This window comes from Armatimonadota bacterium (genome assembly GCA_031459855.1).
Lineage (GTDB): Bacteria > Sysuimicrobiota > Sysuimicrobiia > Sysuimicrobiales > Humicultoraceae > Fervidifonticultor > Fervidifonticultor primus.
This window is the reverse complement of sequence record JAVKHP010000001.1, coordinates 617,545-631,386: the sequence shown is the minus strand read 5'-3', so window position 1 is coordinate 631,386 and position 13,842 is coordinate 617,545. Positions and strand designations below refer to the sequence as shown.

Here is a 13,842-nt window from a genome sequence, read left to right as displayed (position 1 = left end):
GCTAGGGTCCCAGGGCCACGGCGCGCAGGTCCTCCGTGCGCGCCGCGGCGCCCTCGACCGCCAGGAGGACGCCGATGCCGAACGGATCGCGGGTGAACCACCCGGCCGGACTCTCCCTGGCGGGCGGATCGAGCCGCGCCAGGACGGCACGGGCCGCTGCGGCATCGGGCAACACGATGGTGAACGCCCGCAGGCCCACGGCATCGGGGGGAGGCGGTGGGGCTCCCCGGCTGCCCCAGATGTTCGCGCCGATGTGGTGGTGGTAGCCGCCGGCGGCCAGGAACAGCGCGCCGGGGTAGTCGCGCTGCGTGACCTCGAAGCCCAGCCGCCCGTGGTAGAACGCTTCGGCGTCCTTCAGGTTGGCCACGCGCAGGTGCACGTGCCCGATGCGCGCCTGCGGGGAGATGGCATCGGTCGCGGCGGTGGGCGCGTCGTCAAGGGTGTCATCGAGGGTGGCGAGCAGGTCGTCCAGGTCGAGCGGCTCGGTGGTCATGGCCACACCGCGCCCGGTAGTAGGCCACTGGTCCCGCGGCCGGTCGGCGTAGAGCTCGATGCCGTGCCCGTCGGGGTCGGCGAGGTAGAGCGCCTCGCTCACCCGGTGGTCCGAGGCGCCCTGCAGCGGGTAGCGCGCCTGGAGGAGCCGCGCAAGCGCCCGGGCGAGCTCGCGCCGGTTGGGATGGAGCACCGCGAAATGGTACAGGCCGGTGGTCCGGCGCGGCTGAGGCCGCGCGCCCGGCAGGGCCACCAGTACTACCAGCGGCGCAGTGCCATCGGCGGTCAAGACGGCGACATCGTCCTGGTGTTCTCGCAGGCGTAGCCCGAGCACCTCGCGGTAGAACCGCAGGGAGCGTTCGAGGTCCGCCACGGTGAGCAGGACCGGGCCGAGTCGGGTTCCCGGGTCGATCGCGGGCATAGGTCCCTGGCTACTGCCTCGGCGATGCGAGGACGCTCAAGACAGTTGCCAGACTATCCCTCCCTTCTTCACGGTGTCCTGTAGAACCGCCCCCCGGGCACCGTCGGTGGCTTCCCGTACTACCCGCAGCAGGAACAGTGTATCCCTGGTCAGCGCCAAGCGTACCGGAGGCGTTCGCGCGTGCCATGATCGGCGCCGTAAGGAGGAACGATCCGTCCCTGCCCGGCCCTGTGCGCCCGTGCGCGGCGGGGCATCGGCGCGTACCGCGGCCGGTGGCCGGAGTAGCACCCTGGCTCATAGCAGGCGTGAGAGCGCGTACAGCACCACCGCCAGCGCGGCCACGGCTGCCCACACCCACGCGCGGGTGCGGCGCGCGGACGCCTGCGGCCGGTGGTCGGGTGCGCTGGCGCAGGCGTTGCAGTAGTTGCCCTCCGGCAGGCGGACGATGCACGCACGGCAGAGGGCTTTGCCGCAGCCGGCGCAGTAGCCCATGGCCGTGCGGTCCGGGTGGTGGGCGCAGGCGATGCCGCTCACGGGCCGCGCCTCCCGCGGGCAGGCGCGGCGACGTCGGCAGCGGACCGGCCGGCGGCGTCACGCAGGAACGAGGCGAGCAACGCGGTGAACGTCTCGGCCGCCTCGACGATCGGCAGGTGCCCGCAGCCGTGCAGCACCCGGACCTGTGCCTGCGGGATGCTGGCTGCCACCGTGGCGGCGTGGGCCGGCGGGATCACGCGGTCGCGTGCGCCCCACACGACGAGGGTGGGTGCCTCGATGCGCGCCGCGGCGGCGCGGACGGCAGCCACCAGCGCCGGGCGCACGCCCCGCAGGGTCAGGGCGTAGCGCAACACCTCAAGGTAGGCGCGGCCCGGTGTGCCGCGCGCGGCGTGCGCCTGCACCGTCGCGATCAACGTGGGCGGGATGCGGCGCGAATCGGCGAAGACGCGCGCGAGGGCCAGGCGAGGTGCGCGACGGGCCGCCGCCACCAGCGCCTCGCCCACGCCGGGGAGCGTGGCCAGGCGCAGCAGCACGCTCACCTCGCGTCCGAAGCCACCGGGTGCGGCGAGCGCCAGGGCCCAGACACGCCGGGGCGCCGCGCCCGCCGCCAGCACGGCGAGGGTACCGCCCAGCGACGATCCCACGAGCGCCACCCGTTCGACGCCCACCGCGTCGAGGAACGCCCACACGAACTGCGCAGCGCGCTGGGGCGACAGGACCGCGGGCGTAAACGCGGACTTGCCAAAGCCTGGCAGGTCCACCGCCAGGGTAGTGAACGCGTCGCGCAGCACCGGGACGGTCCAGTCCCAGAACTCCAGCGACGCACCCACACCGTGCAGCAGGAGCACGGCCGGCCCGCTCCCTTCCTGCCGGTAGCGCAGCGGCACCCCCTGCACCTGCACGATGTGCTCAGCAGTCACGCTAATCGTCCCTGCTCTCGTCCCTGCCCCGTGCGTGCCCGCAGTGCCCGGACCTGCAGTCCGCCATCAGCATCACCGCCGGGCCTGCGCGTTGCGTCCCCAGCGTCTGGACCTGCAGCCGGATGCACGCCGCACGCGGCAGTCATGCCGTCCCCCCTGTGCGCGCGCTCGTGGGCCGCGCTCTGTGGCGGCCTGGCGCCCGCAACCGCTTCAGGCGCTGGAGGTTCCGTCGGTCGGGACCGGTGCGATCGAACCCCGGCGTCTCGATGACGCCCGCGAGGTGACGCATGCCGGGATGACGCAGCAGCACGCGGAACCCCTCGATCCCGATCTCGCCCTCGCCGATGTTCTCGTGCCGGTCACGGTGCGAGCCCAGCGGTGCCTTCGAGTCGTTCAGGTGCATGAACCGTACCCGGGCCCAGCCAAACGCGCGGTCGCAGGCGGCGACCGTCGCGTCCACACCGGCCGCCGTGCGGAGATCCCATCCTGCGGCGAACAGATGGGCCGTGTCCAGGCAGACGCCCACACGGGGGTGGCCGCCCAACCGGTCAAGGACCGCGGCCAGCTCGTCCAGCGACGCGCCCAGCTGTCCGCCGCCGCCCGCGCTGTTCTCCAGCAGCACGCACACCCGCTGCGTGGCGTCGAGGACCTCGCCGACGGCGGCGGCCACCCGCCGGAGCGCAAGGCCGCGGCCGCCGCCCGCGCTTCCGAGGTGCGTGACGACCGCCAGCCCGCCAAGCCGCTCGGCGCCGCGGGCGCTGGCCAGCAGCGAGGCGATCGAGCGACGCCACAGCGCCCGGTCGGCGGCCGCCGGGTTCACCAGGTAGGCAGCGTGCACCACCAGGGGATCGAGCCCGGCCGCCCGGCGTTTGGCGGCGAACCGGTCCAGCGCGTCCTCGGGGTAGGCCGCCGGACGCCACTGCCGCGGGGAGCCCCAGAAGATCTGCAGGCACTCGCACCCCAGAGCCAGGGCGCGGTCGATCGCCCGATCGATCTGGCCGCTGATGGAGACGTGCGCGCCGATCCGCATGCGTCGTGCTCTTCTGTGGGCGCGCAGGGCGGCCCTGCTCATGTCTGCTCGTGCGAGGCGACGGCCTGCCGGGGCGCGGGCGCAGACGGCTTGGACGCGGGCGCGGGCCGCCAGGATCCGGGCGCCTGCGGCGCAACGCGCCTTGGCTCTACAGGCCCCACACCAGCACGGCCACCGCGATCAGGGTGATGCTGAGCACCACGGCCAGGGGCGCGCCCACACGGACGTAGTCGCCGAACTGGTAGTCCCCCGGGCCCATGATCATCAGGCTGACGGGGTGGCTGATGGGCGTGAGCAGCGTGGTGCTGCTGGCGCACGAGACGACGATCATGAACGGCACCGGGTTGGCGCCCAGTGTCCTGGCCAGGTCCAGGGCGATGGGCGCCAGCAGGATCGTCGTGGGGATACTGGGCACGAAGTGCCCGATGCCCGCGGCCGCCACGAACGTGGCGACCAACGCCCCGAGGGGCGACGCGCCCGCCACCGCCAGCCCGCTGCGCGCGATGGCCGCCGCTGCCCCTGTGGCCTGGAGCGCCGCCCCCAGGGGCAGCAGCCCGCCGATGGTGATCACGGTCCGCCAGTCCACGGCGCCGATGGCTTCCTCCACCGTGACGGCCCCGCCGACGACGGCCACACCGGCGGCCAGGAGCGCGGCCAGCGCCACCGGGACCTGCCCCGTGCTGGCCAGCGCGACCAACACCGCCACGGCGGCGGCCGCCACGCCCGCGCGGGCCGTGCGCGGCGCCTGCGGTTCCTCGAGGACGATGAAGGCGGGATCGGCACGCAGCGCCCGCAAGCGGTCGCGCGGCCCCTGGATCAGCAGCGCATCCCCCCAGCGCAAGGCGATCTCGCCCAGCCCGGTGCGATAGGGACGGCCCTCGCGCCAGATAGCGACGACGTTGAGGCCGTAGTGCTGGCGGAACGCCAGGTCGCGCAGCGTCTTGCCGGCCAGCTCGGCGCGCGGTGCCAGCACCGCCTCGACCAGCCCGATCCCGTCGGTCTCCAGCGGCTCTGCACGGCTCGCGTCGCGTGTGACGGTCTCGATCGGGCCCAGGTGCTGGAGCCGCTCGAGGTCCTCCGGGCGTCCCTGGACGACCAGCACGTCGCCGGGTAGCACGCGCTCCTGTGGGGGCGGCGCCACGATGCGCCGGCGACCGCGCTGGATGGCCAGCACGTGGAGGCGGAAGGCGTGGCCGAGCGCGCTCTCGGCCAGCGTCCGTCGTGCCAGGGGCGAGTCGTCGTCGACGCGCAGCCGGAACAGCCGCTCAGCGAGCCGGTACTCGTCGGGGAGGTCGCGACGGCGCGGTCGGCCGGCGTGCGGCGGCACGGGCCGCGTGGGCAGCAGACGACGGCCCGCGGTGAGCATGAAGGCCATGGCCACCGCCAGCAGCGCGAGGCCCACCGGCAGGTACGAGAAGAAGTGGAGCGCCCCGTAGCCGGCTGCGGCCAGCAGGCCGCTCACGACCAGGTTCGACGGCCCCGCGATCAGGGTGAGGGCGCCGCCCTGGCGGATCGCGATGGCGAGCGGCATCAGCAGCCGCGCGGGGCTGATGCTGGCTTCACGGGCCACGGCGATGGCCACCGGCATCAGCACGGCCATGGCGCCGATGTTGTTCATGACCCCGGCCAGCAGGCCGGCCAGCACCATCAGCGCGGCCATCAGCCGTCCTTCCCCGTCGCCGACGGCGCCCACGAGCGACCGCGCGGCGCGGTGCGCCAGGCCGGTGCGCTCCATCGCCGCGCTCAGCACGAACACCAGCGCCACGGTGACCGCGGCGGGATCTCCGAACCCCGCAAAGGCCTGGGCGGGTGGCAGGATGCGCGAGAGGCCCAGCGCGGCCACCGCGCCCAGCGTGACCACCTCTGGCCGCGCCCGGCCCCACGCGAACGCCGCCACCGTCGCTACCAGGATCCCTGTGGCGATCCAGCCCTCGATGCTCATCAGCGGGTATGTTCCCCGCGGCGGCCACCGGGCCTGCCGGGCGGTCTTGCGGGAGGGGGAGCTCCGGTGTGCCCACCCGTCGACGGACCATCGGAACGGCGCGGGTCGCGCCCGACAGGACAGGAGCCGCCGTGGCGCGGCGCGAAGAGCGGGCATTCGTGATGGGCCGGTGGGGACGCCGCGTTGCCGCCGATGTCGCGTTGCTGGCGGTGGCCGGGGCCTGGGGGTTGACGTTTCCGCTGGGCAAGCGCGTGCTCGAGGCGATGCCGCCGTTCACCTACCTCGCGCTGCGCTTCGCCATGGCCGCCGTGGTGCTGCTGGTGTGGCAGCGGGGGCGGCTGCGCGCGGCGGCGACCGGGATCTGGACGCTCGGCGTGCTGGCCGGCGTCGTGCTGTTCGCGGGCTACGCGTTGCAGACCATGGGGCTGCGGGTGACGACCGCGTCCAAGGCCGGCTTCATCACGGGGCTGTCGGTGGCGCTCGTGCCGCTGCTGGCCGCCCTGTGGCTGCGACGGCGGCCGCGGCCTGGCGTGGTCGTCGGGATCGTGGCGGCCACGCTGGGATTGGCCCTGCTGTCCCTGGTCGAGCCCGGCGGACCCAATCCGGGTGACATGCTGGTGCTGGCCTGCGCGGTCTGCTTCGCGGGACAGATCGTGCTGGTCGATCGACTGGCCGTCGGCGCGCCCGCGCCCGTGCTGGCGACGGTGCAGGTCCTGCCGGTCGTCGCGCTGTCGGCCGCGGCGGCGATCGTCGAACGACCGCTGCCCGCGCTGGCCGCCGCCGGGGTCACGGTGTACGCGCTGGTGGCGTTCATGGCGCTCGCGGGCACCGTGGCCGCGCTGGTGGTGCAGGGGTGGGCCCAGCGCTTCACCAGCCCCGCCCACGTCGGGTTGATGTTCGCGTTCGAGCCCGTGGCCGCGGCTGGCACGGCCGCCGTGCTGCTGGGTGAGGCGCTCGCGGCGCGGCAGGCGTGGGGCGCCGGGCTGATCCTGGCGGGGATCGTGATTGCGGAGATGAGGAACGGTGCCGACGAGGAGCGTCCAGACCATGACCACTGATCCCCGAGGGTTCCAGACCCGCGCGATCCACGGCGGGACTGTGCGCGATCCGCTGCGTGCGGTGGGCCCGCCGATCTACCAGACGTCCACCTTCTGGTACGCGACGATGGCCGAGGGCGCGGCGCTGGGTGCCGACCGTGGCACGGGCTGGTACTACACGCGGTGGGGGAATCCGACCACGCGGCTGCTCGAGGAACGCCTGGCGCTGCTGGAGGAGGGTGAGGACGCGCTCGCCACCGCGTCGGGCATGGGCGCCATCAGCGTGGCGGTCCTCGCCGCCCTCGCCCCGGGCGCCCATGCCGTGATGCCCCGGGGCGTCTACCAGGCGACGTTCCAGTTCGCCCGCGACGTGCTCCCCCAGCAGGGCGTCGAGGTCACGTTCATCGACGCGGTCGATCCGGCGGCCTACGAGGCGGCGCTGCGGCCGCACACGCGCCTGCTCTACGTGGAGACGCCCAACAACCCGTTGCTGCAGGTCACCGACATCGCCGCCGTCGCGGCGCTGGCGCGTCGCGTCGGCGCGGTCACCGTGGTGGACAGCACCTTTGCCTCGCCCTACAACCAGACGCCGCTGGCGCTGGGCGCCGACCTGGTGGTGCACAGCGCCACCAAGTACCTGGGCGGCCACTCCGACGTCACGGCGGGCGTCGTGGTAGGGCGGGCCGCGCTGGTCGGGCGCGCCCGGCAGCTGCTGCGGCTGTACGGTGCGGTGCTCGATCCGTTCGCCGCGTGGCTGGTGCTGCGCGGCCTGAAGACGCTGGGGCTGCGCATGGAGCGCCACAACGCCAACGCCCAGCGCCTGGCCGAGTTCCTGGCCGACCACCCCCAGGTGGCGCGCGTCAACTACCCTGGCCTGCCCGCCCACCCCCAGCACGCGGTGGCCGTCCGGCAGATGCGCGGCTTTGGCGGCATGCTGTCGTTCGAGGTCCGCGGGGGGTTCGACGCCGGCGTGCGTACCTGCGAGGCGCTGCGCACCTGCCTGCTGGCCGTGAGCCTGGGCGGGCCGGAGACGCTGGTGACGCATCCGGCCTCCACCAGCAGTGTGGGGATTCCCGCCGAGGACCGCCAGCGTGCGGGCATCAGCGACGGGCTGATCCGCGTCTCGGTGGGGCTCGAAGACGTCGGCGACCTGATCGCCGACTTCGACCAGGCCCTGCGTGCGGCGGCCTGACCGTGCTCCTGGTCGGCGCCGATCGTGTGTCCGTCGTCCGGGGGGACGGGGTGCAGGGCACGGTCTGACCGTGCAGCCCGCCGACGACGCCATCGACCCGCGCCTGGCGGCCGTGCTGGCCGGACTGCGCATCGACGTCGACCCCCGGGAGTTCGCCGTCGTGCGCGTCGCGGCCGCCTACGGGCCCAGCCTGCGCCTGGCGCTGGCGAGCCTGCTGGCGCCGTTCTTCGTGCAGGTGGGAGGGCGGGAGGTGCGGGCGGTCCTGGCCGCCGACGAGTGGGCAAAGGTCGCGCACCGGTTCCCTCGCGCGCAGGTGGAGGCCGGCTACCGGCTCATGGTGCTGGACGCGCACCGCGATCCCACCGGGCCGGACTACCTGCCGGCCGTGGCGGCAGCGCTGACACGGGCGGGCATTCAGGCGCAGGTGCTCCCGTCGTTCCACCACGAGCACTTGCTGGTGCGGGCGACGCAGGTGGGACAGGTCGGAGAGGTACTTCGGGACCTTGTCGCTGCGGCGCGCGAGACGTCCTGCGACCGGCCGTCCTGAGGGAGACCGGTTCACCCTGCCGGTACGCTCACGAACCGTCTCGCGGTTCGCGGCGCACGCCACCTCGCCGCTCGTGCCGCGGTGTTGTACCCCGAGCTGCTCATGCGGAGGGCCGGGCGAGATCCCGGCCCTCCGCATGCGTCACTGCACGCTGTTCGCGTGCGACTACCTTCGAAACGTCAGAGCCGCGGTAATCCCGCTGAACCGAAATTCACACCCTGGCGCGGTGGGGCAGCCCGACCCCGGGGCATCGGGGATCCGCCAGGTGTACTGGCGCCACCCTACCTCGAGCCCCCAGCCACCCTGGAACTCGTAGCCGAGCGCAGCGCGCAGATCGGTGGCGTTCCCGTTCGCAAGATTAAAGCCCGTGAAGCCGCTGTTCGTCAACCAGGCGTACGATGCTTCTCCCGTGAAGTACCAAGGACCGCTGCGGTGAAGCGCCTCCACGCCCAGGCGCAGCCCGGTGGCCGACCCGGTGTTGGGGGGACTGCCGGGCGCGTTGAGGCTGGTGCCCTGCCAGCCGGCGAGAAGTCCGAAGTAGGAGTCGAGGCTCGGGCCGAACCGGTAGTGCACGCTGGCGTCCCACACCGAGAAGCGGTCCCAGACCCAGTTGTTCGGCGTGATGCTCAGCGTATCGTACCGGAAGGACAGCGACCACGGCATCGTACGGTGGTCGAGGCGCACCGTGCCACCCCACCCGCTGCCGTTGTCATGGGCGCTGGGCGGCGCCGGGTTGCCGAAGTCGAGTCCGGACCCCCAGTACCGCAATTGCACCCACCACTGGTACGGCCCGTTCTGGGCCGCAGCGGGCATACCCGTGAGGCCTGTCAGCGTCAGGGCCAGGGTCAGAACAGCCAACGTGCGCATCAGTCACCTCCTGATAGTTGTGCGACGCCAGACGACCAGGGATTATATAGCACGCACGCCGGACTCTCGCAACGCCACGACGGTCGTTGTAGGTCTGTCGCTACTCCACGAAGACGTCCACCACCTCGCCCCGCGTCACGTCCACCAGCCCCCGGTCGGTGAGCTTCAGGGCCGGCACCACCGACAGCGCCATGAACGACAGCGTCATGAATGGATCGGCTAGCCGGCTCCCCATGCGCCGCGTCAGATCCAGCAGCCGCCGCTGCGCAGCGGCCACCTCCGCCAGCGGTCGGTCGGACATCAACCCCGCGATGGGAAGCGGCAGCGTCGCCGTCTCCCGCCCTGCGACGGCGGCCAGGCCGCCCTGCATCTCCAGCACCAGGTCGACCGCCGCCCGCATGGCGTCGTCGCTGGCGCCGACCACGATGATGTTGTGGGCGTCGTGGGCCACCGACGAGGCCAGGGCGCCGAGCCGCAGGCCGAAGCCGCGCACGAACCCGATGCCCACGCGGCCGCTGCCGGCGTGCCGCTCGATCACCGCCAGCTTCAGCACGTCGCGCGCGGGATCGGCGACGACCTCGCCGGCGACGACGCGGGCGTCGACGATGGCGACACCGGTCGTGATCTGATCGGGGATCACGTCGATCACCCGCAGCCGGCGGCCGCGCGCGGGCACCCGGAACAGCAGCGTGTGGCGCGGCACGTTCACCGAGCCCCGGACCGCCGGCGGCCGCTCGGGGCGGTCGTAGGGCAGCAGCGCGCCCTCGCGCGCCACCAGCCGGCCGTGGCGGAAGACCAGCCGCGGCTGTGGCGCGCGCAGGTCGTCGAAGACCACCAGATCGGCCAGGCGCCCGGGGCCAAGCGCGCCCCGGTCGCGCAGGCCGTAGTGCTCGGCGGCGTTCAGGCTGGCGAGCTGCAGGGCCACCAGCGGGTCCAGGCCGCGCGCGATGGCCGTCCGGACCATGCCGTCGATCGAGCCTTCGTCTAGCAGATGCAGCGGCGTGCGGTCGTCGGTGGCGAAGGCAAAGCGCCGGGCGTTCCCGGCATGCACCAGGGGCAGCAGCGTCTCGAGGTTGCGCGCGCCGGTGGCCTCGCGGATCAGGACCATGAGGCCGCGGCGCAGCTTCTCCCGGGCTTCCTCCATCGTGGTGCATTCGTGGTCCGAGCCGATGCCCGCCGCAGTGTACGCGTCGAGGTCGGGCCCCACCAGACCCGGCGCGTGGCCGTCCACCGGCCGCGGGCGCGCGGCGGCCAGCTTGGCCAGCACCTCCGGGTCGGCGGCCAGCACGCCCGGTACGTTCATCATCTCGCCAAGACCCAGGACCCACCGGTCCTGGAGCACCCCCTCCAGGTCGAGGGCCGAGAGCTCGGCGCCGGCGCTCTCCAGGGGGCCCGCGGGCACGCACGAGGGCGCCATGACGTAGACGCTCAGCGGGTTCCACCGGGCGGCCTGCAGCATGTACCGGATGCCGGTCACGCCCAGCACGTTGGCGATCTCGTGAGGGTCGGCGATCACGGTCGTGACGCCGCGCGGCACCACCGCCGCTGCGAACTGGGGTGGGGTCAGCAGGCTGCTCTCGATGTGGACGTGGGCATCGATGAACCCCGGGGCCACGTACGCGCCCCGGAGGTCGATCACCGCGGCTGCGGCCGGCGCCGTGCCGCGGGGGCGCAGCCCGGCGATCCGGCCCTCGGCCACCAGCAGGTCCGCCTCCACGACGGCCGGGGTGAACAGGTCGACGACGCGGGCGTTCGCCAGCAGCAGGTCGGCAGGCTGCCGACCACGGGCGACCTGGATGAGCCGCGGCAGGTCCACTGGCCCGGAGGTTCGTGTCGCCCGCCGGCTTCCCTCTCCGACCCGGACCGCGGTCCCAACCACCCGCCCGTGGAGGGCGGTCCGGCAGGCGTCGTCGGCGTCGGCCGAGAACTTTTCTAGCGAGACCAGCCGGGCGGTTACGGCCCGGCTGATCGCATGCGTCGGGCCGACGCATCGAGGTGGAGCATGTCGCACGTGTTGCCGTTTCACGGTCAGCCGACCTACGACCTGGAGATCGCCGGGACGGTGCGCACCCTGCCGCTGATCCAGGTGGCGCCCGATACCTGGATCGCCTACTACTACAGCCTGGGCGACACCGAGGTGATCGACCGCGCCGCGCGCCTGCTCGCGCCCGGCCTGGCTCAGTGCGAGATCTTCGTCACCACCGAGACCAAGGGCATCCCCCTGGCCCACGCCATCGCCACGCACCTGGGGCTCAAACCCTACGTCGTCTGCCGCAAGGAGCTGCGGCCGTTCATGCTGTCGCCGCTGGTGGTGCGGTACAAGCCGATCACGGCCCGCACCGAGGAAGAGCTCTACATGGACGGCCGCGATGCCCACAAGCTCCGCGGCCGCCAGGTAGGCATCGTCGACGACATCGTCAGCACCGGCGAGACGCTGGAGGCCATGGCGCAGCTGGTCGCGCAGGCGGGCGGGACGGTCGCGGCCAGGGCCGCCATCCTGCTGGAAGGCGACGAGCGGCCGGACGTGCAGCACCTGGGCGTCCTCCCCATCTTCAAGGCCGCCGGGCCATCGGGGACACCGTAGCGGGCGCGGCTCATGGCAGCGTCCCTCTCCACACACGTGCTGGACGCCGCGCGCGGCCTGCCCGCCCGCGGCGTGCGCGTCGAGCTCTACCGGGGCGCGACGCTGCTGGCCGCCCGTGAGACGAACGAGGACGGCCGCATTCCCGACCTGCTGGGCGGGCCGCTCGAGGCCGGCACGTACCGGCTCGTCTTCTATCCACCCTCGCCGTTCTTCACCCGCGTCGAGCTCCAGGTGGAGATCACCGAGCCCCACCGCCACCACCACATTCCCCTGCTGGTCGCGCCCTACGCATGCACGACCTACCGCGGCAGCTGAGCGGTGACGTGCTGGCGGCGCTGTTCGGCGGGCGGACCCGCTTGGTCGACCGCCTGGCGGCGTGCGAGAATCCGCTGGGCTGCGCGCGGGAGCTGCTGCGGACGTTGCCCGAGGACGAGCTCGTGGAGGCGCTCAACGCCCACCCCCGCATCGGCGCACGACAGCTGCCCCCGGTGTCGGCGGCCGAGCAGGGCGCCGACGACGACCCCGCCATCCTGGCCGAGCTGGAGCGCCTCAACGCGCTCTACGAAGCCAGGTTCGGGTTCCGGTTCCTGGTGTTCGTCAACCGCCGGCCGCGCCGCGTGATCCTCGAGGTGTTGCGGGCGTGCCTGCAGCACTCGCGCGAGGAAGAGCTGCAGCGGGCCCTCGACGACCTGGTGGCCATCGCGGTAGACCGCTACCGCCGGGGCGTGCGCTGACCTACCGGCGGCTGCCAGGTGCGCGGCCAGCATGGCCACGCACCCTGATACCGCCGGGGCGTGCGCTGACCTGTCGGGGGGCAGCGCGCATACTGCCGATGCCCGGCCGAACAGCCGGCGCCATGCCGGGCTGCGGCGTAGGTGGGCAGGACCCTCCTGGCAGGAACCCCTGCGCGTCCCCGTGGAATGCCATTGTTTCAGCCGTGGACGTCTACCTCGCGCGGACGCTCGAGGAGGCGCTGGAGGTCAAGGCGCGCCGGCCCGAGGCCGTGCCCATCGCCGGCGGCACCGACCTCATGGTCGAGCTGAACTTCGGCCGCCGGCGCCCGCCGTCGCTGCTGGACATCTCCCGCCTGGAGGACCTGCAGGTCTGGCGCCGGGAAGACGGGATGCTCTTCGTTGGCGCGGGCGTCACCTACAGCCGGATGCTGCGGGAGTTGCCGGCGGTCCGCCCGCTGGTCCAGGCGGCCCGAACGGTGGGCTCGCCGCAGATCCGCAACCGGGGCACCCTGGGCGGTAACCTGGGCACGGCATCCCCGGCGGGCGATACGCTGCCGGTGCTCGCCGCCTACGACGCGGAGATCGTGCTGGTCCGCGCGGGCGGGCAGCGCCGCGTCGTGCCGTGGCACGCGTTCATGGTGGGCCCCAAACGCACCATGCTCGCGCCCGACGAGCTCATCCTCGGCGCGCAGTGGCGTCTGGCCCGGGGGCCGGGTGTCTTCGCCAAGGTGGGCCCGCGCAACGCCATGGTCATCGCCGTAGCCAGCCTGTGCTTGGTCGCTGACCTGGACCGGCGGCACATCCACGTGGCCCTGGGCTCCGTGGGCCCCACGATCCTCCGCGCGCCCGATGCGGAAGCCTACGCGGAGCAGGTGTTGACGGCCGCCGGCTGGTGGGACGATCCGGGGGTCGCAGTGGCCCCGCGCGTCGCCGAGGAGTTCGGCGAGCGGGTGGCCGCAGCCGCGCGGCCGATCGACGACGTGCGGGGCACGGCCGCCTACCGCCGGCACGCGTGCGCCGTGCTGGGGCAGCGCGCGTTCCGCTGGATCCTGGAGGACCGCGCGCAGGAGGCGACGTCGTGCTGATCCGCGTGCGCGTCAACGGCGAGTGGCGCACGGGCGACGTGTGGCCCGGCGCGAGTTTGCTGGGCCTGCTGCGGGACGCCCTGGGGCTGCCCGGGGCCAAGAACGCGTGCGAGCAGGGCGAGTGCGGCTCGTGCTCGGTGTGGCTCGACGGTGAGCTGGTGTGCGCGTGCCTGGTGCTGGCGGCGCAGGCGCACGAGCGCGACGTCCGCACGGTGGAAGGGCTGGCGCCCGAGGGGGCGTTGCACCCGGTCCAGGAGGCGTTCCTGGAGACCGGCGCGGTGCAGTGCGGCTTCTGCACCCCGGGGTTGATCGTGGCCGCGGTCGACCTGCTCCAGCGTGTCCCGACCCCCGACGACGACGCGATCCGCGAGGCCCTGGCCGGGAACCTGTGCCGCTGCACCGGGTACGGGAAGATCCTCGACGCCGTCCGCCTGGCCGCTGCCCGGATGCGCGCATCCGCGGCCGGGGGCGACCGGTGACCGCGGCGGGCGCGCCA

Annotated in this window: 15 protein-coding genes; 8 read left to right on the top strand and 7 right to left on the bottom strand. The window is 73.5% G+C overall.

Annotated elements, in window-relative coordinates:
* Nucleotide 1 precedes the first annotated feature (1 nt).
* The 5 genes from QN157_02870 to QN157_02850 all read right to left on the bottom strand — a co-directional run bounded on the left by QN157_02870 (nucleotide 2) and on the right by QN157_02850 (nucleotide 5,300).
* Entirely contained in the window at nucleotides 2-913 is a 912-nt protein-coding gene (locus QN157_02870; GenBank protein MDR7554526.1) for a VOC family protein, read from the bottom strand.
* Between the two features lie 294 nt (nucleotides 914-1,207).
* Nucleotides 1,208-1,447: a hypothetical protein gene (locus tag QN157_02865; protein ID MDR7554525.1), complete on the bottom strand. Its 240-nt coding sequence runs from the start codon at nucleotides 1,445-1,447 to the stop codon at nucleotides 1,208-1,210.
* A complete protein-coding gene (locus QN157_02860) occupies nucleotides 1,444-2,328 on the bottom strand; it encodes an alpha/beta fold hydrolase (GenBank protein MDR7554524.1) in 885 nt (294 codons plus the stop codon). Before QN157_02860 ends, QN157_02865 begins: the two co-directional genes overlap by 4 nt.
* 142 nt (nucleotides 2,329-2,470) lie before the next feature.
* Entirely contained in the window at nucleotides 2,471-3,358 is an 888-nt protein-coding gene (locus QN157_02855; protein ID MDR7554523.1) for a deoxyribonuclease IV, read from the bottom strand.
* Between the two features lie 148 nt (nucleotides 3,359-3,506).
* Nucleotides 3,507-5,300 (bottom strand): SLC13 family permease, encoded by a 1,794-nt coding sequence (locus tag QN157_02850; GenBank protein MDR7554522.1) that lies wholly within the window; start codon nucleotides 5,298-5,300, stop codon nucleotides 3,507-3,509.
* Between the two features lie 131 nt (nucleotides 5,301-5,431).
* Between QN157_02850 and QN157_02845 the strand changes: the two genes are divergently transcribed.
* From QN157_02845 to QN157_02835, 3 genes are all read left to right on the top strand, one after another.
* The gene (locus tag QN157_02845) at nucleotides 5,432-6,358 is read left to right on the top strand and encodes a DMT family transporter (protein MDR7554521.1); all 927 of its coding nucleotides are present in this window, start codon (nucleotides 5,432-5,434) and stop codon (nucleotides 6,356-6,358) included.
* Nucleotides 6,348-7,529, top strand: a complete 1,182-nt coding sequence (locus tag QN157_02840; GenBank protein MDR7554520.1) for an aminotransferase class I/II-fold pyridoxal phosphate-dependent enzyme — start codon at nucleotides 6,348-6,350, stop codon at nucleotides 7,527-7,529. Before QN157_02845 ends, QN157_02840 begins: the two co-directional genes overlap by 11 nt.
* Before the next feature lie 70 nt (nucleotides 7,530-7,599).
* Nucleotides 7,600-8,076, top strand: coding sequence for a hypothetical protein (locus QN157_02835; GenBank protein MDR7554519.1), 477 nt, complete (start codon nucleotides 7,600-7,602; stop codon nucleotides 8,074-8,076).
* A gap of 165 nt (nucleotides 8,077-8,241) precedes the next feature.
* Here QN157_02835 and QN157_02830 read toward each other — a convergent pair whose 3' ends face one another.
* Together QN157_02830 and ade are read right to left on the bottom strand one after the other, a co-directional pair.
* Nucleotides 8,242-8,943, bottom strand: a complete 702-nt coding sequence (locus tag QN157_02830; GenBank protein MDR7554518.1) for a hypothetical protein — start codon at nucleotides 8,941-8,943, stop codon at nucleotides 8,242-8,244.
* A 100-nt stretch (nucleotides 8,944-9,043) separates the two neighbouring features.
* The gene (gene ade, locus QN157_02825) at nucleotides 9,044-10,759 is read right to left on the bottom strand and encodes an adenine deaminase (protein MDR7554517.1); all 1,716 of its coding nucleotides are present in this window, start codon (nucleotides 10,757-10,759) and stop codon (nucleotides 9,044-9,046) included.
* Nucleotides 10,760-10,945: 186 nt separating this feature from the next.
* Between ade and QN157_02820 the strand changes: the two genes are divergently transcribed.
* The 5 genes from QN157_02820 to QN157_02800 all read left to right on the top strand — a co-directional run bounded on the left by QN157_02820 (nucleotide 10,946) and on the right by QN157_02800 (nucleotide 13,825).
* On the top strand, nucleotides 10,946-11,527 hold the full coding sequence (locus QN157_02820) for a phosphoribosyltransferase family protein (protein ID MDR7554516.1): 582 nt from the start codon (nucleotides 10,946-10,948) through the stop codon (nucleotides 11,525-11,527).
* Between the two features lie 12 nt (nucleotides 11,528-11,539).
* Nucleotides 11,540-11,842, top strand: a complete 303-nt coding sequence (locus QN157_02815) for a hydroxyisourate hydrolase (GenBank protein MDR7554515.1) — start codon at nucleotides 11,540-11,542, stop codon at nucleotides 11,840-11,842.
* Nucleotides 11,818-12,261 (top strand): 2-oxo-4-hydroxy-4-carboxy-5-ureidoimidazoline decarboxylase, encoded by a 444-nt coding sequence (locus QN157_02810; protein ID MDR7554514.1) that lies wholly within the window; start codon nucleotides 11,818-11,820, stop codon nucleotides 12,259-12,261. Before QN157_02815 ends, QN157_02810 begins: the two co-directional genes overlap by 25 nt.
* A 203-nt stretch (nucleotides 12,262-12,464) precedes the next feature.
* Entirely contained in the window at nucleotides 12,465-13,346 is an 882-nt protein-coding gene (locus QN157_02805) for an FAD binding domain-containing protein (protein MDR7554513.1), read from the top strand.
* Nucleotides 13,340-13,825, top strand: coding sequence for a (2Fe-2S)-binding protein (locus tag QN157_02800; protein MDR7554512.1), 486 nt, complete (start codon nucleotides 13,340-13,342; stop codon nucleotides 13,823-13,825). Before QN157_02805 ends, QN157_02800 begins: the two co-directional genes overlap by 7 nt.
* The last annotated feature ends 17 nt before the right edge of the window (nucleotides 13,826-13,842 follow it).

Excerpts from the sequence above, each read along its gene's own strand:
- QN157_02870 (MDR7554526.1), bottom strand. The coding sequence starts at position 913 with ATGCCCGCGATCGACCCGGGAACCCGACTCGGCCCGGTCCTGCTCACC.
- QN157_02855 (MDR7554523.1), bottom strand. The coding sequence starts at position 3,358 with ATGCGGATCGGCGCGCACGTCTCCATCAGCGGCCAGATCGATCGGGCG.
- QN157_02850 (MDR7554522.1), bottom strand. The coding sequence starts at position 5,300 with ATGAGCATCGAGGGCTGGATCGCCACAGGGATCCTGGTAGCGACGGTG.
- QN157_02840 (MDR7554520.1), top strand. The coding sequence starts at position 6,348 with ATGACCACTGATCCCCGAGGGTTCCAGACCCGCGCGATCCACGGCGGG.
- QN157_02830 (MDR7554518.1), bottom strand. The coding sequence starts at position 8,943 with ATGCGCACGTTGGCTGTTCTGACCCTGGCCCTGACGCTGACAGGCCTC.
- QN157_02820 (MDR7554516.1), top strand. The coding sequence starts at position 10,946 with ATGTCGCACGTGTTGCCGTTTCACGGTCAGCCGACCTACGACCTGGAG.
- QN157_02815 (MDR7554515.1), top strand. The coding sequence starts at position 11,540 with ATGGCAGCGTCCCTCTCCACACACGTGCTGGACGCCGCGCGCGGCCTG.
- QN157_02810 (MDR7554514.1), top strand. The coding sequence starts at position 11,818 with ATGCACGACCTACCGCGGCAGCTGAGCGGTGACGTGCTGGCGGCGCTG.